We start from the raw sequence: 19,114 nt of genomic DNA, 5'->3' as shown, positions 1-19,114 counted from the left end.
CCATCAGGCAGCCGGCGCCGGCGCCGTCGGCGCCGCACCCGGCGCGTCGTCGGTCGGGCGGCTGGGCGGCGACGCCAGCGGCTTGGGCGGGCGCGGCGGACGGCCCGCCATGATGTCGTTCACCTGCTCGGCATCGATGGTTTCCCATTCCAGCAGCGCCTTGGTCATCGCTTCGACCTTGTCGCTGTTCTCTTCCAGCAGGCGACGCGCCAAGGCATATTGCTGATCGATGATGCTGCGAATCTCGGCGTCCACCTTCTGCATGGTCGCCTCGGAAACGTTGCGATGCGTCGTCACCTGGCGGCCGAGGAAGATCTCGCCTTCCTCTTCGCCATACACCATCGGCCCGAGGGTATCGGACATGCCCCACTGCGTGACCATGCGGCGGGCCAGATCGGTCGCGCGGGCAAAGTCGTTGGATGCGCCGGTCGTCATCTGCTTCATGAAGATCTCTTCGGCGATCCGGCCGCCGAACAGCACGGCGATCGTCTGCAGCAGGCGCTCGCGATCCTGGCTGTAGCGATCCTCGGTCGGCAGTTGCATCGTCACGCCCAGCGCACGGCCGCGCGGGATGATCGTGACCTTGTGCACCGGATCGGTCTTGTCGAGCAGGCGCGCAACCACCGCGTGGCCGGATTCGTGGTAGGCGGTGTTGCGGCGTTCCTCTTCGGGCATCACCACCGAGCGGCGCTCGGCGCCCATCATGATCTTGTCCTTGGCACGCTCGAAGTCGTCCATGTCCACCAGGCGCTTGTTGGCGCGGGCGGCGAACAAGGCGGCTTCATTGACCAGGTTGGCCAGATCGGCGCCGGCAAAACCCGGCGTGCCGCGTGCCAGCACCTGTGCATCGACGTCGGGTGCGATCGGCACCTTGCGCATATGGACTTTCAGGATCTGCTCGCGGCCGCGGATGTCGGGCAGCGCCACGACGACCTGGCGGTCGAAGCGGCCAGGGCGCAGCAGCGCCGGATCGAGCACGTCGGGGCGGTTGGTCGCGGCGATCACGATCACGCCGGTCTGGCCTTCGAAGCCGTCCATTTCGACCAGCAGTTGGTTCAGCGTCTGTTCGCGCTCGTCGTTGCCGCCACCGAGCCCGGCACCACGCTGGCGACCGACCGCGTCGATTTCGTCGATGAAGATGATGCAGGGCGCCTGCTTCTTGGCCTGCTCGAACATGTCGCGCACGCGTGCGGCACCGACGCCGACGAACATCTCGACGAAATCCGAACCCGAGATCGAGAAGAACGGCACCTTGGCTTCGCCCGCGATCGCCTTGGCGAGCAGGGTCTTGCCGGTACCCGGCGAGCCGACCATCAGCACGCCCTTGGGGATGCGGCCGCCGAGCTTCTGGAATTTGGACGGGTCGCGCAGGAACTCGACCAGTTCGGCAACCTCTTCCTTGGCTTCGTCACAGCCGGCGACGTCGGCAAAGGTGATGTTGTTGGCCGATTCGTCGAGCATGCGCGCCTTGCTCTTGCCGAACGAGAACGCGCCGCCCTTGCCGCCGCCCTGCATCTGGCGCATGAAGAATATCCACACGCCGATCAGCAGCAGCATCGGGAACCATGAGACGAACACGCTGGCGAGGAAGGACTGCTCCTCTTCCGGCTTGGATGCGTTGATCTGCACACCGTACTTCATCAGATCCGACACCATCCAGATGTCCTGCACGCCAGGCGTATAGACGGTGATCATCCGCCCTTCCTGGGTGGTCGCCTTCACCATGCGGCCGTCGATCGTCGCCTTGGCGATGCGCCCCGCCTTCGCCTCTTCCAGAAACTGGGAATACTCCATCGTATTCGGCGTGGCCTGGCGGGTGTTGAACTGGTTGAACACAGTCATCAGTACGACGCCTATGACCATCCAGATCGCGAGGTTTTTGAATAAATTGTTCAACGTTCCGTTCCTCAAAAGCCATTGCGGCCATGTACGCGACTGACCGATTCTAGTGCCGAACGTTCCCCCGGGCAAACCAATGGCAACGATTACCCGGCTCAATCACGGACACGCTCAAGTACGCAGCCCCTTGCCCAGCAGATAGACTTCGGCGCTGCGGTCACGCGAGGCCTTCGGCTTGCGCACCTGGACCGATGAGAATGCGGCTTCCATCTGCTTGCGATAGTCCATGAAACCCTCGCCCTGAAAGACCTTGACGAGGAATTGCCCGCCCGGCTTCAGGTGGCGCACGGCGAAATCGAGCGCCAGTTCGCACAGATGGATCGAGCGCGCCTGATCGACCGCCGCCACACCGCTCAGGTTCGGCGCCATGTCCGACAGCACGACATCGACTTTCGCCCCGTCGAGCCGGGCTTCGAGCGCCTCCAGCACCGCGTCTTCGGTGAAGTCGCCATGCAGGAAATCCACCCCGGGCACGGCTTCCATCGGCAGGATGTCGAGCGCGAACACCCGCCCCTTCGGTCCGCAGCGCTTGACCGCGACCTGGCACCACGAGCCGGGCGTCGAACCGAGATCGACCACCACCGCACCCGGCTTCAGCAGATGGTCGCGCTCGTCGACCTCCAGCAGCTTGTAGGCCGCGCGCGCGCGATAGCCGTCGGCTTGGGCGCGCTGGACGTAGGGATCGTTCACGTGGTCGTGCACCCAGGCACGGCTTGTCTTGTTCTTTTTCATCGGCTTGGAAAGACGTCGCTCAGAAAGCCGTCCCCATCAGAGTAGGAGTAGAATCGCGGGCCCGAAGCTTCAAGCATCCAGAGACATCCAATGGTCGAACTCACCCCGGTTCAGCGCCGCGACCTGCGCGCCCGAGCCCATCATCTCAACCCCGTCGTCACGATCGCCGGCAACGGACTCGCACCTGCCGTTCTCGCCGAAATCGAGCGCTCGCTGCAGGCCCACGAACTCATCAAGGTGAAAGTCCAGGGCGCCGAACGGGAGCAGCGCGACGAGTTGATGAAGGAATTGTGCGAAGCCCTCGATGCAGCGCCGGTCCAGCACATCGGCAACATTCTCGTCGTCTGGCGCGAACGGCGCGAGGAAAAGGCTGCAGCGCCCACCGCACCGAAAAACACTGCGCGCGCCTCCACGGCGAAATCGGCCGCGGCGTTCGCGGCAGCCGCTCGCCGTGCCGCACTGGCGAAGGCAAGCGCCGAATCCCGCCGCTCCCCTGCACGCACCCCGTCCAGCCGGGGACCAGCAAAGAGCAGCCGCGGCCGCTGAGCCCGATCCGACCGTACGGACGCAAGGGCCAAGCCGAGGGGGCGGCCGCAAGACCGCCTCCATCTCCCCTCACTCGTAGCGCACGTCCAGGATTTCGTACTCGCGCACGCCGCCCGGCGCCTGCACTTCGGCGATGTCGCCGGCGTACTTGCCGATCAGCGCACGCGCGATCGGCGAGCTCACCGAGATCTTGCCTTCCTTGATGTCGGCCTCGTCCTCACCAACGATCTGGTAGGTCACCACCTGGCCGGCGTCGAGATCCTCGAGCTCCACGGTCGAAGCGAACACACAGCGCCCATCCGCGTCGAGCAGCTTGGGATCGATGATCTGGGCATGCGACAGCTTGCCCTCGACTTCCATGATGCGCCCTTCGATGAAGCCCTGGCGCTCCTTGGCGGCATCGTACTCGGCGTTTTCGGACAGATCGCCGTGCGAGCGTGCTTCGGCGATCGCAGCAATGACGCTAGGACGCTCCACCGTCTTCAGACGGTGGAGCTCCTCGCGCAGCTTCTCCGCGCCGGCGACGGTCAGCGGAATCTTGTTCATGCTTCACCCGCCAGCTCGGCGTGCAGCGCCTGCACCGAATAGACATCCAGCCCTGCGGCCATCTGGCGCATGCCCATGCAGGCCGCGCGCGCACCCTCGATCGTGGTGAAGATGGTGAGCTTGGCCGCCAGCGCGCTGGTGCGGATCGAGCGCGAATCGGTGATCGCCTGGCGCTTCTCCTCGACGGTGTTGATCACCAGCGTGACTTCCTGGTTCTTGATCATGTCGACGATGTGCGGACGGCCTTCATTGACCTTGTTGACCACCGCAACAGGAATGCCCGCCGCTTCGATCACCGAGGCCGTGCCGCGGGTGGCGACGAGCGAGAAGCCCAGCTCGCGCAGCTCCCGTGCGACTTCGATCGCCACCGGCCGGTCGCTCGGCTTGACGCTGATGAAGGCGGTGCCGCCGGTCGGCAGCCTGACGCCGGCACCGATCTGGCTCTTGACGAAAGCTTCGCCGAAGTTGCGGCCGACACCCATGACTTCGCCGGTGGACTTCATCTCGGGGCCGAGGATGGTGTCGACGCCCGGGAACTTGACGAAGGGGAACACCGCTTCCTTGACCGAGTAGTACGGCGGCACGATCTCGCCGGCCACGCCCTGGCTGGCCAGGCTCTGGCCGGCCATGCAGCGCGCCGCGACCTTGGCCAGCGGCAGCGAGCAGGCCTTGGAGACGAAGGGCACGGTACGGGACGCGCGCGGGTTCACTTCCAGCACATAAACGACGGCGTTGTCGCCCTCGCCCTGGATGGCGAACTGCACGTTCATCAGGCCGACGACATTGAGCGCGCGCGCCATCGCCTCGGTCTGGCGGCGCAGCTCGTCCTGCAGCCTGGCCGACAGCGTGTACGGCGGCAGCGAGCAGGCCGAATCGCCCGAATGCACGCCCGCCTGCTCGATGTGCTCCATGATGCCGCCGATGATGACCTGCTGGCCGTCGGACAAGGCATCGACGTCGACTTCGGTGGCGTCGTTGAGGAAGCGGTCGAGCAGCACCGGCGATTCGTTGGAGACCTTCACCGCCTCGCGCATGTAGCGCTCGAGATCCTTCTGCTCATGGACGATTTCCATCGCGCGGCCGCCGAGCACGTAGCTCGGGCGCACCACCAGCGGATAGCCGATCTCGGCCGCCAGGCGCACGGCCTCTTCCGGCGTGCGCGCAGTGCGGTTGGGCGGCTGCTTGAGGCCGAGGTCGGTCAGCAGCTTCTGGAAGCGCTCGCGGTCCTCGGCGGCGTCGATCATGTCCGGCGTGGTGCCGATGATCGGCACACCGTTCTCTTCCAGCGCCTTGGCGCGCTTCAGCGGCGTCTGGCCGCCGAACTGGACGATGACGCCGACCGGCTTCTCGATATGCACGATCTCGAGGATGTCTTCCAGCGTGATCGGCTCGAAATACAGGCGGTCCGAGGTGTCGTAGTCGGTCGACACGGTTTCGGGATTGCAGTTGACCATGATGGTCTCGTAGCCGTCCTCGCGCAGCGCGAGCGCGGCATGCACGCAGCAGTAGTCGAACTCGATGCCCTGGCCGATGCGGTTCGGCCCGCCGCCCAGCACCATGATCTTCTTCTTGTCGGTCGGCCTGGCTTCGCACTCTTCCTCGTAGGACGAGTACATGTAGGCGGTCGAGGTCGCGAACTCGGCCGCGCAGGTATCGACGCGCTTGAACACCGGACGCACGCCCAGCGCGTGGCGATGCAGGCGCACCGCGGTCTCGTCGGTGTTGAGCAGCTTCGCCAGGCGGCGGTCGGAGAAGCCCTTGCGCTTCAGCTCGCGCAGTTCGGCGGCCTGCAGGGCCTTCAGCGAGCGGCCTGCCAGCGCCTTCTCGGACAGCACGATGTCCTCGATCTGGGCCAGGAACCAGGGATCGATCTTGCTCAGGTTGAACACCTGCTCCTGGCTCATGCCTTCGCGGAAAGCCTGGCCGACGTACCAGATGCGTTCCGGCCCGGGGCTGGCCAGTTCGCGCTCCAGATCCTCGGCATCGGCCTCGATCTCGTCCAGGCCATAGACGCCGACTTCGAGGCCGCGCAGCGCCTTCTGGAAGGATTCCTGGAAGCTGCGCCCCATCGCCATGACTTCGCCGACCGACTTCATCTGGGTGGTCAGGCGGTCGTTGGCCTGCGGGAACTTCTCGAAGGCGAAGCGCGGAATCTTGGTGACGACGTAGTCGATCGAGGGCTCGAAGGAGGCCGGCGTGGCACCGCCGGTGATGTCGTTCTTGAGCTCGTCCAGCGTGTAGCCGACTGCCAGCTTGGCCGCGACCTTGGCGATCGGGAAGCCGGTGGCCTTGGACGCCAGCGCCGATGAACGCGACACGCGCGGGTTCATCTCGATGACGATCATGCGGCCGTCCTTCGGGTTGATCGCGAACTGCACGTTCGAACCGCCGGTGTCGACGCCGATCTCGCGCAGCACCGCGATCGAGGCGTTGCGCAGGATCTGGTATTCCTTGTCGGTCAGCGTCTGCGCCGGGGCGACGGTGATCGAGTCGCCGGTATGCACGCCCATCGGGTCGAGGTTCTCGATCGAGCAGACGATGATGCAGTTGTCGGCGCGGTCGCGCACGACTTCCATCTCGTATTCCTTCCAGCCCAGCAGCGACTCTTCGATCAGCAGTTCGTTGGTCGGGCTGGCTTCGAGACCGCGCTTGCAGATCTCGTGGAACTCTTCCATGTTGTAGGCGATGCCGCCGCCGGTGCCGCCGAGGGTGAAGCTGGGGCGGATGATGACCGGGAAACCGATGCCGCCCTGCACCTGCAGCGCCTCTTCCATGCTGTGGGCGATGCCGGAGCGCGCCGAGCCGAGGCCGATCTTGGTCATCGCGTCCTTGAACTTCAGGCGGTCCTCGGCCTTGTCGATGGCCTCTTCGGAGGCGCCGATCAGCTCGACGCCGTACTTGGCCAGCACGCCGTGGCGGCCGAGGTCGAGCGCGCAGTTCAGCGCCGTCTGCCCGCCCATGGTCGGCAGGATGGCGTCGGGGCGCTCCTTCTCGATGATGCGCTCGACCACCTGCCAGGTGATCGGCTCGATATAGGTGACGTCGGCGGTTTCCGGGTCGGTCATGATGGTCGCCGGGTTCGAGTTCACCAGGATGACCTTGTAACCTTCTTCGCGCAGCGCCTTGCAGGCCTGGGCGCCGGAGTAGTCGAACTCGCAGGCCTGACCGATGACGATCGGGCCTGCGCCGATGATGAGGATGCTCTTTATGTCGGTACGTTTCGGCATTGTCTTGCCTCGATGATTCCTTGACCCGGCGGAGGGCGCCGGCGTCGAACAGTGAGGGCGCCGCGGGGACGATCCCGGCGGCCGCCTCGAGCCGTATTACTTGGCCGCTTCCATCAGCTTGATGAAGCGGTCGAACAGGTAGGCGACGTCATGCGGCCCCGGGCTCGCTTCCGGGTGGCCCTGGAAGGAGAAGGCCGGCACGTCGGTGCGCTCGATGCCCTGGTTGGTGCCGTCGAACAGCGACACGTGGGTGACGCGCAGATTGGCCGGCAGCGTCGCAGGATCGACGGCGAAGCCGTGGTTCTGGCTGGTGATCAGCACCTTGCCGGTGTCGAGGTCCTTGACCGGATGGTTGGCGCCGTGATGGCCGGTGCCCATCTTCATGGTCTTCGCCCCCGACACCAGTGCCAGCAACTGGTGGCCGAGGCAGATGCCGAAGGTCGGCGTGCGGCTGGCGAGGATCTCGCCGATGGCCTCGATCGCGTAGTCGCAGGCGTCGGGGTCGCCCGGGCCGTTGGACAGGAACACGCCGTCGGGTTTGAGCGCCAGCACGTCCTTGGCGGGCGTCTGCGCCGGCACCACGGTCAGGCGGCAGCCGCGCTCGGCCAGCATGCGCAGGATGTTGAGCTTGACGCCGTAGTCGTAGGCGACGACGTGGAAGCGCGGCGCGGTCTGCTCGGTGTAGCCCTCGCCGAGCTTCCATTCGGCCTGCTTCCATTCGTAGGGCTCGGTGACGCTGACGACCTTGGCCAGGTCCATGCCGGCCAGCCCCGGGAAGGCGCGCGCCTGGGCGACGGCGGCTTCGGCGTCGAGCTTCTCGCCTTCGGCGGCGGTGACGATGCAGCCTGCCTGGGCGCCTTTCTCGCGCAGGATACGGGTCAGCTTGCGGGTATCCAGACCGGCGATCGCGACCACGTTCTCGGCGCGCAGATAGGCGTCGAGCCGCTGGCTCATGCGGAAGTTGGACGGCAGGATCGGCAGGTCGCGGATCACCAGCCCGGCGGCATGTGCGCGGGTGGCCTCGACGTCCTCGAGGTTGACGCCGGTGTTGCCGATGTGGGGATAGGTCAGCGTGACGATCTGGCGCGAATAGCTCGGGTCAGTCAGGATTTCCTGATAACCGGACATCGAGGTGTTGAACACCACCTCGCCAACCGTGCTGCCTACCGCACCGATACCCTTGCCATGGAAGACTGTCCCGTCGGCAAGCGCAAGAAGGGCGGGCGGGTATGCACTCACAAAAAACTCCTGGATTCAGCTATGAGCAGGGGCTGGCGAACGGCCGCGCCCCGGATATGTGCAAAAAAGCGGGACGAGCCTCTGGGCCGATCCCGCTGGATAAACCGTTGAATTGTATATTTTCGGCCCTTCGAAGGCAAACGGGGAAAGCGGCAGACGCCTCGCACATCCCCGCTGCTGCCGGCCAGGCATCCACCCTTGCCTGCGGCCGTCGTCCATGCCTGCCTCAGCGCAGGCCCAGCACGTCCTGCATGTCGAACAGGCCGTTCTCGCGCCCCTGCAGGAACTTCACCGCCCGCACCGAGCCCAGCGCATACGGCATCCGGCTGCCGGACTTGTGCGTGATCTCGATCCGCTCGCCGATGCCGGCGAACAGCACGGTATGGTCACCGACCACGTCGCCACCGCGAATCGTCGAAAAACCGATCGTCTCGGCCTTGCGCTCGCCGGTATGCCCTTCGCGGCCGTAGATCGCACAGGCGTCGAGATCGCGCCCCAGCTCCCGCGCCACCACTTCGCCCATGCGCAAGGCGGTGCCGGACGGTGCATCGACCTTGAAGCGGTGATGAGCCTCGATCACTTCGACGTCGTAGCCTTCGGACAGGATGCGTGCCGCCACTTCGAGCAGCTTGAACACCGCATTGACCCCCACGGCCATGTTGGGCGCGAAGACCACCGGCACCTCGCGCGCGGCTTCGGCGATCGCCGCCTTGCCCTGGGCATCGAAGCCGGTCGTGCCGATGACCATCGCCTTGCCCAGCTCGCGCGCCAGCGCCAGGTGCTGCAGCGTGCCTTCCGGACGGGTGAAGTCGATCACGCAGTCGGCCGCGGCGATCGCGGCGCGCGCGTCGCCGCCGATCGCGACGCCGGTGGCGATGCCCGCCATTTCTCCCGCATCACGGCCGATGAAGGGCGTGTCCGGCTGATCGAAAGCGGAACCCAGCACGACACCTTCGCTCCCCAGTACCGCCTCGATCAGCATCCTGCCCATGCGGCCGGACGCGCCGGCGATCGCAACACGAATGTCAGCCATGGAAAATCCTCAAAAAATACCTTGCGCCGCCAGCGGCGGCGTGCTCAAACCCGGTCGCCGCGCTCAGTCATCCGTCGCCGGCGGAATCTCGATGACCCGGCTGCGTTCGGCCGGGGCCGCGGCCTCGCCGCTGCCGCCCTGGACGTCGCCCGTGACGTGATCCAGCAGATCGTCGACGAAGAAGACCGAAATCACCCGCTGCTCGGCTTCTCCGGAACCCGGCTTGTAGCGATAGACGTAATCCCAGCGGTCCCTGCGGAACATGTCGACCACCAGCGGCGAACCGAGCACGAAGCGCACCTGCTCGCGCGTCATGCCGCGCTTGAGCTGGGACACCATGTCCTGATCCACGTAATTGCCCTGGCGCACATCGATCCGGTAAGGATCGACCACACCGACGATGGAATCGAAAGAGCAGCCTGCGAGCAGGCTGGTGGCGAGGATCGCCGCGGGGAAATAGGAGCGCATGTGGATCTTGGGGGGAAAATCCCGTAGGAAGAGCGTGGAGGAGTTGGCGCACGAGCGAGGTGCGCGGTTCTCAGGAAAGGGCAAAAAATATAACATAGGGCTGCTAGGCACGGCGCACTGCACCATACTGGCGGCTTGCCACCATTCAACCGGCCCTCCACACGGCCTTTTTTCCCGAAGACTCATGCCCGACAATTCAAAAAACCTGAAGAGCATCGGCCTGAAGGCAACCTATCCTCGCCTGAAGATTCTCGATCTCTTCCAGCACTCGGGTCAGCGCCATCTGACCGCCGAAGACGTTTATCGCGCATTGATGAACGACGGCATGGACATTGGCCTGGCAACCGTATATCGCGTGCTCACCCAGTTCGAACAGGCCGGCCTGCTGGAACGCCATTATTTCGAGTCCGGCAAGGCGGTCTTCGAGCTCAACGAAGGCGGCCACCACGACCACCTGGTGTGCGTGCAATGCGGCAGGGTCGAAGAGTTTTTCGACCCCGAGATCGAGAAGCGACAGAATGCGATCGCCCAGGAGCGCGGCTTCAAGCTGCGTGAGCACGCGCTCTACCTCTACGGCGACTGCATGAAGGAAGACTGTCCGAGCGGCCAGGCGCAAAAGGAATCGTAAGGCCCTGAAGAGCCTCGCGGGCCGCAGCCCCTCGCGAGGCAGGCGGCCCCGTCCCCCATCGGGGCTGCACGGGAATCTGCCCCGTTCCCATCAGGGCTCGCCTTGCCGCGAGCCCGCCATTGGCCTGCCACCAACGGCCGCGAACCTACCGCAAGCTACTTTCCCGGGGCGAAGCCCAGCATTTCCGCCGCATGTTCGCGCGTCGTCGCCGTGATGTTCACGCCGCCGAGCATGCGTGCGATCTCCTCGACGCGCCCGGCCTGATCCAGCGCCTGCACTTCGCTCAAAGTCTCGCCCGCCTGCTCCCGCTTGGCGATGCGCCACTGCCAGTCGGCGCAGGCGGCGACCTGCGGCAGGTGCGTCACGCACATCACCTGCCGGTCTTCGCCGAGCTTCGCCAGCAGCTTGCCGACGATCTCGGCCACACGGCCACCGATGCCAACATCGACCTCGTCGAAGATCAGGGTCGGCGTATCGCTCGAACGGCTGGTCATGACCTGGATCGCCAGCCCGATACGCGAAAGCTCACCACCTGAAGCGACTTTGGCCAGGCTGCGCAAGGCCTGCCCCGGGTTGGCGGCGACGCGGAACTCGACGGTCTCGACGCCATTCGACGACGGCTCGCAGGCTTCCAGCGCCACTTCGAAACGCCCGCCCGCCATCGCCAGCGTCTGCATGGCGTCGGTGATCGTCGCCGACAAGGCTTCGGCGGCCGGACGGCGGGCGGCGGACAGCGCCGCCGCCGCCTCGTCGAAGGCCTTCCTCGCGCGCGCTTCGTCGGCGGCCAGCCGCGCCGGATCGGCCGTTGCCTCCAGGGTATCGAGCCGGGCCTGCCACTGCGCCAGCAGCTCGGGCAGTTCATCCACCGCGACGCGGTACTTGCGTGCGACATCGGTGACGGCCGCGATCCGTCCTTCGATCTCGGCCAGCCGCTGCGGATCGAGGTCGAGCCGGTCGCGATAGCGGCGCAAGGCATGCAGGGCTTCGTCCGCCTGGATCGCCGCCGACGACAGCAGCTCCCGCACATCGGCCAGCGCCGGGTCGATGTCGGCCAGCGCGGCCAGGCGGCCATCGAGGTGGCGCAGGATCGAGCACACCGCTACGTCGCCTTCGCCGAGGGCCGCCAGGGTCTCGTCCGCGCCTTCCATCAGGCCCGCGGCATGTGCGAGGCGGCCGTGCTCGACGTTCAGTTCGGCCCACTCCGCCGCATCGAAGCCGAGCTCCCGAAGCTCGCCGATCTGCCATGCGAGCAGTTCACGCTCGCGCGCCGAACTGGCCGAATCGGCTTCGGCCTCGTGCCGCAGGCGAAGGATGTGCTGCCAGGCCCGATAGCGCTCGGCGACATCGGCAGCCAGGCCCTGGGCACCGGCATGCGCATCGAGCAACTGGCGCTGCGTTTCGGGCTTCAGCAAGGCATGGTGGGCATGCTGGCCATGGATGTCGGCCAGCCAGTCGCTGGCCGTGCGCAATTGCGCAAGCGTCACGCTGGTGCCGTTGATCCAGGCCCGGCCACGTCCGCTGCTGTCGATGGTGCGACGCAGCAGCACGGTCCCGTCCTCGGCCGGCAGTTCCTGCTCGGCCAGCCAGGCGCGCAAGCCGCCGCCGTCCGGCAGATCGAATTCGGCAACCACGTCGGCCCGCTCGCGATCGCGGCGGACCATGCCCGCCTCTCCTCGCCCGCCCAGCGCGAGTCCGAGCGCATCGAGCAGGATCGACTTGCCGGCGCCGGTTTCTCCGGTCAGCGCACCAAAACCCTTGTCGAATTCGAGTTCGAGATGGTCGACGATGACGAAGTCGCGGATGGACAGGCTTCTCAGCATGGCAGGTCAATGAGGGATGGAGGAAAACGGTGCTCGGTTGGCAGCGGTCGGGGCGTGGAGCCGGCGTCAGTCGTGCCGCGGCGGCGTGCTCCAGTGGAGCTTTTCGCGCAGCATGGCGAAATAGCTGTAGCTCTCCGGATGCAGCAGCTTCAGCCCATGCCTCGAACGGGTCACGCGCACGCAGTCGCCTGCGCGCAAGTCGAAGCGGGCCTGGCCGTCGAAATGCACCCGCGCGTCCTGGGGCGGCAGCAGCACGATGTCGATGCGGCAACTGTCCGGCAGGGTGATCGGCCGTGCCGTCAGCGCGTGCGGACACAGCGGCACCAGGGCGATGCCGTCGACGCTCGGATGCAGGATGGGGCCATTGGACGACAAGGCGTAGGCGGTGGAGCCCGTCGGCGTCGACACGATCATGCCGTCGGAGCGCTGGGAATAGACGTACTCCCCATCGATCGACAGTTCGAATTCGATCATCCGCCCGAGCTCGCCCTTGTTGACGACGACGTCGTTGAGCGCCAGCGTCTGGAAGATGCGCTCGCCGCCCCGCAGCACTTCGGCGTCGAGCATGAAGCGGAGCTCTTCGCGGAAGCGCCCTTCGACGATCTCGGCGAGGCGCGCATTGGCGTCGTTCAGCGCGATGTCGGTCAGGAAACCCAGGCGGCCGAGATTGACTCCGGCCAGCGGCACACCGTACTCGGCCAGGCGGCGGGCGGTGTGGAGCATGGTGCCGTCGCCGCCGACCACCACGGCCAGATCGACTTCGCCGCCGATGCGCTCATAGCCGGCAACCGGAAAATCGCCCGCGCCGCCGATGGAACTCGCCGTGCCCTGCTCGATCCACACCATGCGTCCGCGTTCGCGCAGGAAACGGGCGATCGCCATGACCGATTCGGCCACGTCCGGGCTCTGGTACTTGCCCACGAGGGCGATGTTGTGGAATTTGGCGCTCATGACGCGGATTAAACCATATCCCGCCAGCACCTTGGCGAGCACTGAACGACGGCGCCGAAGCCCGCTGGCAGGGACCGGGAGATATCCGGAATATCCATCGATGGATGATCCGAGCTATATTCTTCGCCTGCCATGAACTCCTTAGACGCTCGCTCCCAGATCCTGCTGAAAACCCTGATCGAACGCTATATCGCGGACGGTCAGCCTGTCGGCTCGCGTGCGCTGTCGCGCTTCTCCGGGCTGGAGCTGTCGCCGGCGACGGTACGCAACGTCATGAGCGACCTGGAGGAGTTCGGCCTGATCGCCAGTCCGCACACTTCCGCCGGCCGGATTCCGACGGCGCGCGGCTACCGTTTCTTCGTCGATTCGCTGCTGACGGTCCAGCCGCTCGACACCACACGGGTGCATCAACTCAAGGACCAGCTCCAGCCCGACCAGCCGCAGCGGCTGCTCAATTCGGCCTCGCACCTGCTGTCGAACCTCACCCAGTTCGCCGGCATCGTCGTCGCCCCGCGCAAGGACGCCGTCCGCATCCGGCAGTTCGAATTCATCAGCCTGTCCGAAAACCGCATCCTGCTGATCATCGTCACCACCGCCGGCGACGTACAGAACCGGATCCTGATGACCCGCCGCGCCTACAGCGCCAGCGAGCTGAGCAGCGCCGCGAACTACCTGAACGAGCATTTCGCCGGCCTGTCCTTCGACGAGATCCGCCGCCGCATCATGGACGAACTGCGCCAGTTGCGCAGCGACATGACCGAACTGATGACCGCGACCGTGGATGCCGGCAGCGCCGCCGCGGAAGAAACGGCCACCCGCTACGTCATCTCCGGCGAAACCAATCTGCTCGACGTCGAGGACCTGTCGTCGAACATGTCGCGCCTGCGCGAACTGTTCAAGCTCTTCGAACAGCGCACCAGCCTCGTGCAACTGCTCGAACTGTCGAACAAGGCCGACGGGGTGCAGATCTTCATCGGCGGCGAATCCGGCCTCGCGCCGCTCGACGCCTGCAGCGTGATCACGGCACCCTACGAGGTAGACGGCCAGATCGTCGGCTCGGTGGGCGTCATCGGCCCGACCCGGATGGCCTACGATCGCGTGATTCCGATCGTCGACATCACCGCCCGGCTGCTGTCCAACGCGCTGTCGTCGAACACCTGAAACACCGCTCCGGACAGGACGAGCCTCGGTTTCGCCCGGTCCGGCCCCACAAGCAAGGACAAGCATGGCCCGCTACTGGCCCGAACCGCCCGCTTCGCACGACACCCCCGCCCGTACCGGCATCCTGCTCGTCAATCTCGGCACCCCCGATGCGCCCACCGCCGGCGCACTGCGCCCCTATCTGAAGGAATTCCTGTCCGATCCGCGCGTGGTCGAGATCCCCCGCGCCGTCTGGTGGCCCATTCTCAACGGCATCATCCTGAACATCCGCCCGGCCGCATCGGCAAAGAAATACGCCAGCATCTGGAGCGCAGACGGTTCGCCGCTGATGGTCCACACCGAACGCCAGGCCAGCCGGCTGCGCGACCACCTGGCCGCGGCCGGCCGCTCCGAGGTCGATGTCGATTTCGCCATGCGCTACGGCAAACCCTCGATCGCCGAGCGCCTGCGCGCGATGCAGGCGCGGGGCTGCATGCGCATCCTCGTCCTGCCGCTCTACCCGCAATATTCGGCCAGCACCACGGCAACGGTGGTCGACGCCGTCGGCCGCGCCCTGGCGAAGATCCGCAACCAGCCGGAAATCCGCTTCGTGCGCGACTTCCACGACTTCCCGGGCTACATCGAGGCACTCGCTGCCAACGTGCGCGAACACTGGGCCGCGCACGGCGAGCCGGATCGGCTGCTGATGAGCTTCCACGGCGTGCCCAAGCGCACGATCGAGCTTGGCGACCCTTATTACCACGAGTGCCAGACCACCGGCCGGCTGCTCGCCGAGGCGCTCAGCCTGCCGCCCGAACGGGCGATGGTCACCTTCCAGTCGCGCTTCGGCAAAGCCGAATGGCTGCAGCCCTACACCCAGCCCACGCTCGAAGCGCTCGCCGCCCAGGGGGTCGGCCGCGTCGACGTCATGTGCCCCGGCTTCATCGCCGACTGCCTGGAGACACTGGAGGAAATCGCCATGGAGTGCCGCGACGCCTTTCTCGGCCGCGGCGGCCAGCGCTTCCACTACATTCCCTGCCTCAACGAGCGGCCGGACTGGATCGAGGCCCTGGCCGGGCTCGCCGTCGATCACCTGGGCAACTGGCTCGCCGGCCCTGCGCGGCAGGAAAGCTGATCAGGGTTCGAGCAACTGCAGATCGAGCCCGCCGGTGGCGGTGAAATCGCCGCGCACCGCGGGCGGTCCGCCCGCGGACAGCAGCTTCGCAATCTGGGCGAGGCGGCGGACCATCACCGTGCCCAGCTCGCGGCGGAAGCACTCCAGCACCTCCTCGCTGGCCAGCGCCAGCGCCGAAGGGTTGATTTCGAGATAGCTCACGGGCGTCAGCGACACCGCCGACAGCATGTGCCGATGTTCGAGCTGGTCCAGCCAGGCCTGGGCGCCGAACACCTCGCCCGCCCCCAGCTCCATCACCCGCCGTCCTTCGACCGACAGCTCCACCGTACCGTCGAGGACGATGCCGAAGCGCTGGTCGTTGTCGCCCTCCTGCACCAGCGAGACGTGCTGCCCGACCTTGCGCCAGGACGAGATCCGCATCACCTCCCACAGCTCGACGTCCTCGAACTCGGTGAAGAACGCCAGCTTGCGGAGCTGCATGAAACGGCTGATGTCCGGCGGCACGTAATTCTCGTCGAGGATCTGGTAGCGCACCGCGGCGAGATCCTTGGCGAACTCCGCGCCGTTGCGATAGCGCGAATAGAGGTCCTTTTCCAGCGCCTTGCGGATCACCGCATCCATCTGCTCGGGCACGTCGGGGTTGAGCTGCGACACCTGCGGCGGATCGGCGTTGATGATCTTGTAGACGAGCTGTGCCGGATTACTCGCGCGGAAAGGCAGCCGGCCAGTCAGCATGTGGAACAGCAGCACGCCCAGCGAATACAGGTCGGTCTTCTGGTTCAGCGGGTAACCCTTGATCTGTTCAGGGCTCATGTAGGCCGGCGAGCCCACCCCCATGATGAAGGTCGAATCGGTATCGACCCGCTTGCTGATGTTCATCGCCAGGCCGAAGTCGGTGATCTTCACGTTGTCCTGGTCATCGACCAGGATGTTCGCCGGCTTGATATCGCGATGCACGATGCCCTGGCGAAATGCGTGGTCCAGCGCCATGCAGCATTTGAAGACGATGCCGATCGTGCGATGGATCGGCAGCAGCTTCTCGAAGCTGCAGTAGCGTTCGAGGGATTCGCCGGGGAAGTACTCCATCACCACGTAGGCTTCGGCGGGCTCGACCGAGGCATCGAAGATGCGGATGATGTTCGGATGGTTCAGGCGCGACGACACCGCCCGCTCGGCCTTGAGCAGCTTCAGCAGGCGGCGGTTCCATTTCGCCTCGTCCTTCGCCTTGTCGTCGAAACGCACGTGCTTCAATGCCACGGGCTGCGGATGGTCGGGGCTCTCGACGAGGTAAACGACTGCCGTCGCGCCGCGTCCGATCTCGCGCAGGATGCGATATTTGCCGATTGTCTCAGGGGTACGACTCATGTTGGGCGATGGCGAACCTGGACGGCGCGCCGCAAACCGTGACAGACGGCACGGATTGTGGCACGAACGGAAGAAGGCTGCGCAAATGGGCTGCGATCAGGCTCGATTGCGCTTGAATCGTGGCTGTGTCCAAGCGAGGATTGAGCCCATCCGCTGACTTTCAGCCCATTCATATTGGAGCGTGACACGTGAAACGACGGATCGATCTCCTGATCACTCCCCGCTGGGTCGTTCCGGTCGAGCCGGCCGGCATCACGCTGGAAAACCACGCCGTCGCGGTCGATGCGGGCCTGATCCTCGCCGTGCTTCCGCTCGACGAAGCACGCCTGCGCTACGAAGCCGGCACGACGGTCGAACTGCCGCAGCATGTGCTGATCCCCGGCCTGGTCAACCTCCACGCCCACGCCGCGATGAACCTGATGCGGGGCATTGCCGACGACCTGCCGCTGATGCGCTGGCTGCGGGAAGCGATCTGGCCGGCCGAAAGCCGCCATGTCAGCGCCGCCTTCGTCCGCGACGGCACACTGCTGGCCGCAGCGGAAATGCTCGGCGGCGGCATCACGACCTGCAACGACATGTACTTCTATCCCGATGCCGCGGCAGAAGCGTTTGCCGCCGCCGGCATGCGCGCGGTGGTCGGCCTCACCGTGCTCGAATTTCCGACTCCCTGGGCAAGCGATGCCGACGACTACCTGCGCAAAGGCCTCGCCGTCCGCGACGCGTGGCGCGGGCATTCGGGCATCTCGTTCTCGCTCGCGCCCCACGCGCCCTATACGGTGTCCGACGCCACTTTCCAGCGCGTGCGGGCGCTGGCCGACGAACTGGATCTGCCCATTCATACCCACGTCCATGAAACCGCCACCGAAATCCGCGACGCCATCGCCGAACACGGCACACGCCCTCTCGCCCGCCTGGCGCGGCTGGGCGTGCTGGGCGAGAACCTGATCGCGGTTCATGCCGTGCATCTGGACGACACCGACATCGAGCTGCTGGCCCATCACGGCTGCAGCGTCGCCCACTGCCCGACCTCCAACATGAAACTCGGCAGCGGCATTGCGCCGACCACCCGCCTGCTGTCGGCCGGCATCCGCGTCGGCCTCGGCAGCGATGGTGCGGCCAGCAACAACCGTATCGACCTGTTTCAGGAAATGCGTCACGCCGCCCTGCTCGCCAAGGCGAGTACGCTCGACGCATCCGCGCTGCCTGCCCACACCGCGTTGCACATGGCCACGCTGGGTGGTGCCCGGGCGCTCGGGCTCGATGGCGGCATCGGTTCGATCTCGCCGGGAAAATTCGCCGACCTGTGCGCGGTGGACCTCGGCGGCCCGTTCTCCCAGCCCTGCTTCGACCCCGTCTCCCATCTGGTTTATGTGGCCGGCCGCGAGCACGTCACGCATGTGTGGGTAAACGGCGAATCCCGCGTGGCTAAAGGTGTTCCGCTGTTGCAAATTAACGACAAAGAATTGCTCAGGATCACATCGCTATGGCACACTAGGCTCGCTAATTGAACTGGATAGAGTGTTCAAACTCGACAGGAATCAGACACGAATTCGGCTTTGCAACCGTTTTCACCTTTCGTTGCAGTGGTAATTCTGGCGACTCGCCCTTCAAAGAGGAAACCATGATCAAACAAACCAAGAAACAGATGCTCATGCTGGCCGCCATCGCGTCGATCGGCCTGTCCGCTCCCGGCGCCTTCGCGCAGGTCAAGGACGTCGTGGTCGATGGCAAGGGCGAGATTCCCTACGTCATCGATGCGCGCAACGTCGTCGCCCGCAGTGCCAATGGTCTGTGCTGGCGCACCGGCTACTGGTCGCCGGCTGCTGCCTCGACCGCCATGGCCGGCGAGTTCCCGGCTGGCTGCGAATGCGACAGCGACATCGTCGCCAAGGACAAGTGTGTCGCTCCGGTCGCCGCAGCGCCCGCCCCGGCTCCCGCTCCGAAGCCCACCGCCGAGAAGGTCAAGCTGGCTGCCGACACCCTGTTCGACTTCGACAAGGCCACGCTGAAGCCGGAAGGCCGTGCCACCCTCGACGACCTGGCTGCCCAGGCCCAGCAACTGAAGCTGGAAGTCATCCTGGCCGTCGGCCACACCGACCGTCTGGGTTCGGACGCCTACAACCAGGCTCTGTCCGAGCGCCGCGCCGCCGCCGTCAAGACCTACCTGGTGTCGAAGGGCGTCGAAGCCAACCGCATCTACACCGAAGGCAAGGGCGAATCGCAGCCCGTCACCGGCAACAAGTGCGACAACATCCGCAACCGCAAGGCTCTGATCGAGTGCCTGCAGCCGGATCGCCGTGTGGACGTCGAAGTCATCGGCTCCAAGTAATCGCGGATTTCCGCTGCGCGAAAAGCCCTGCTTCGGCAGGGCTTTTTGTTTTGTGG

Annotated in this window: 16 protein-coding genes; 6 read left to right on the top strand and 10 right to left on the bottom strand. The window is 65.7% G+C overall.

Annotated features, from left to right (window positions below):
* Nucleotides 1-3: 3 nt before the first annotated feature.
* Nucleotides 4-1,896, bottom strand: coding sequence for an ATP-dependent zinc metalloprotease FtsH (ftsH, locus tag NX068_RS03370; RefSeq protein ID WP_263459888.1), 1,893 nt, complete (start codon nucleotides 1,894-1,896; stop codon nucleotides 4-6).
* 114 nt (nucleotides 1,897-2,010) lie between these two features.
* A complete protein-coding gene (locus NX068_RS03365) occupies nucleotides 2,011-2,631 on the bottom strand; it encodes an RlmE family RNA methyltransferase (protein WP_263459887.1) in 621 nt (206 codons plus the stop codon).
* 90 nt (nucleotides 2,632-2,721) lie between these two features.
* Here NX068_RS03365 and yhbY point away from each other — a divergent pair, with 90 nt between their 5' ends.
* Nucleotides 2,722-3,177: a ribosome assembly RNA-binding protein YhbY gene (yhbY, locus tag NX068_RS03360; RefSeq protein WP_263459886.1), complete on the top strand. Its 456-nt coding sequence runs from the start codon at nucleotides 2,722-2,724 to the stop codon at nucleotides 3,175-3,177.
* 69 nt (nucleotides 3,178-3,246) lie between these two features.
* Here the strand turns inward: yhbY and greA are convergent, their stop codons facing one another.
* The 5 genes from greA to NX068_RS03335 all read right to left on the bottom strand — a co-directional run bounded on the left by greA (nucleotide 3,247) and on the right by NX068_RS03335 (nucleotide 9,690).
* Nucleotides 3,247-3,723: a transcription elongation factor GreA gene (greA, locus tag NX068_RS03355; protein ID WP_263459885.1), complete on the bottom strand. Its 477-nt coding sequence runs from the start codon at nucleotides 3,721-3,723 to the stop codon at nucleotides 3,247-3,249.
* The gene (gene carB, locus NX068_RS03350; RefSeq protein ID WP_263459884.1) at nucleotides 3,720-6,950 is read right to left on the bottom strand and encodes a carbamoyl-phosphate synthase large subunit; all 3,231 of its coding nucleotides are present in this window, start codon (nucleotides 6,948-6,950) and stop codon (nucleotides 3,720-3,722) included. The genes greA and carB overlap by 4 nt, the downstream gene beginning before the upstream one ends.
* A gap of 96 nt (nucleotides 6,951-7,046) precedes the next feature.
* Nucleotides 7,047-8,189: a glutamine-hydrolyzing carbamoyl-phosphate synthase small subunit gene (carA, locus tag NX068_RS03345; RefSeq protein ID WP_263459883.1), complete on the bottom strand. Its 1,143-nt coding sequence runs from the start codon at nucleotides 8,187-8,189 to the stop codon at nucleotides 7,047-7,049.
* A 226-nt stretch (nucleotides 8,190-8,415) separates the two neighbouring features.
* Nucleotides 8,416-9,222 (bottom strand): 4-hydroxy-tetrahydrodipicolinate reductase, encoded by an 807-nt coding sequence (dapB, locus tag NX068_RS03340; RefSeq protein WP_263459882.1) that lies wholly within the window; start codon nucleotides 9,220-9,222, stop codon nucleotides 8,416-8,418.
* Nucleotides 9,223-9,285: 63 nt separating this feature from the next.
* Nucleotides 9,286-9,690: an outer membrane protein assembly factor BamE gene (locus tag NX068_RS03335; protein ID WP_263459881.1), complete on the bottom strand. Its 405-nt coding sequence runs from the start codon at nucleotides 9,688-9,690 to the stop codon at nucleotides 9,286-9,288.
* Between the two features lie 184 nt (nucleotides 9,691-9,874).
* Between NX068_RS03335 and fur the strand changes: the two genes are divergently transcribed.
* A complete protein-coding gene (gene fur, locus NX068_RS03330; RefSeq protein WP_263459880.1) occupies nucleotides 9,875-10,318 on the top strand; it encodes a ferric iron uptake transcriptional regulator in 444 nt (147 codons plus the stop codon).
* Nucleotides 10,319-10,473: 155 nt separating this feature from the next.
* On the opposite strand, the gene recN is transcribed toward fur, so the two are convergent.
* Both recN and NX068_RS03320 read right to left on the bottom strand, forming a co-directional pair.
* Nucleotides 10,474-12,138 carry a DNA repair protein RecN gene (recN, locus tag NX068_RS03325; protein ID WP_263459879.1) on the bottom strand — a complete coding sequence of 555 codons (1,665 nt, stop codon included), beginning with the start codon at nucleotides 12,136-12,138 and terminating at the stop codon, nucleotides 10,474-10,476.
* Nucleotides 12,139-12,204: 66 nt separating this feature from the next.
* Nucleotides 12,205-13,089 carry an NAD kinase gene (locus tag NX068_RS03320; protein ID WP_263459878.1) on the bottom strand — a complete coding sequence of 295 codons (885 nt, stop codon included), beginning with the start codon at nucleotides 13,087-13,089 and terminating at the stop codon, nucleotides 12,205-12,207.
* A 132-nt stretch (nucleotides 13,090-13,221) separates the two neighbouring features.
* On the opposite strand from NX068_RS03320, the gene hrcA reads away from it, so the two are divergent.
* Nucleotides 13,222-14,250, top strand: coding sequence for a heat-inducible transcriptional repressor HrcA (hrcA, locus tag NX068_RS03315; protein ID WP_263459877.1), 1,029 nt, complete (start codon nucleotides 13,222-13,224; stop codon nucleotides 14,248-14,250).
* Nucleotides 14,251-14,314: 64 nt separating this feature from the next.
* Nucleotides 14,315-15,364 carry a ferrochelatase gene (gene hemH / locus NX068_RS03310; protein WP_263459876.1) on the top strand — a complete coding sequence of 350 codons (1,050 nt, stop codon included), beginning with the start codon at nucleotides 14,315-14,317 and terminating at the stop codon, nucleotides 15,362-15,364.
* Here the strand turns inward: hemH and NX068_RS03305 are convergent, their stop codons facing one another.
* A complete protein-coding gene (locus tag NX068_RS03305; protein ID WP_263459875.1) occupies nucleotides 15,365-16,729 on the bottom strand; it encodes a protein kinase domain-containing protein in 1,365 nt (454 codons plus the stop codon).
* 188 nt (nucleotides 16,730-16,917) lie between these two features.
* Between NX068_RS03305 and NX068_RS03300 the strand changes: the two genes are divergently transcribed.
* Together NX068_RS03300 and NX068_RS03295 are read left to right on the top strand one after the other, a co-directional pair.
* A complete protein-coding gene (locus NX068_RS03300; protein WP_263459874.1) occupies nucleotides 16,918-18,237 on the top strand; it encodes a TRZ/ATZ family hydrolase in 1,320 nt (439 codons plus the stop codon).
* Nucleotides 18,238-18,350: 113 nt separating this feature from the next.
* Nucleotides 18,351-19,058: an OmpA family protein gene (locus tag NX068_RS03295; protein WP_263459873.1), complete on the top strand. Its 708-nt coding sequence runs from the start codon at nucleotides 18,351-18,353 to the stop codon at nucleotides 19,056-19,058.
* Nucleotides 19,059-19,114: the final 56 nt, after the last annotated feature.

Origin of the sequence: Thauera carbonicopians (genome assembly GCF_025699485.1) — a bacterium.
In the GTDB taxonomy this organism is placed as follows: Bacteria; Pseudomonadota; Gammaproteobacteria; order Burkholderiales; family Rhodocyclaceae; genus Thauera.
Note: the sequence above shows the minus strand (reverse complement) of the source record. Positions and strands in the feature narration are given on the sequence as shown.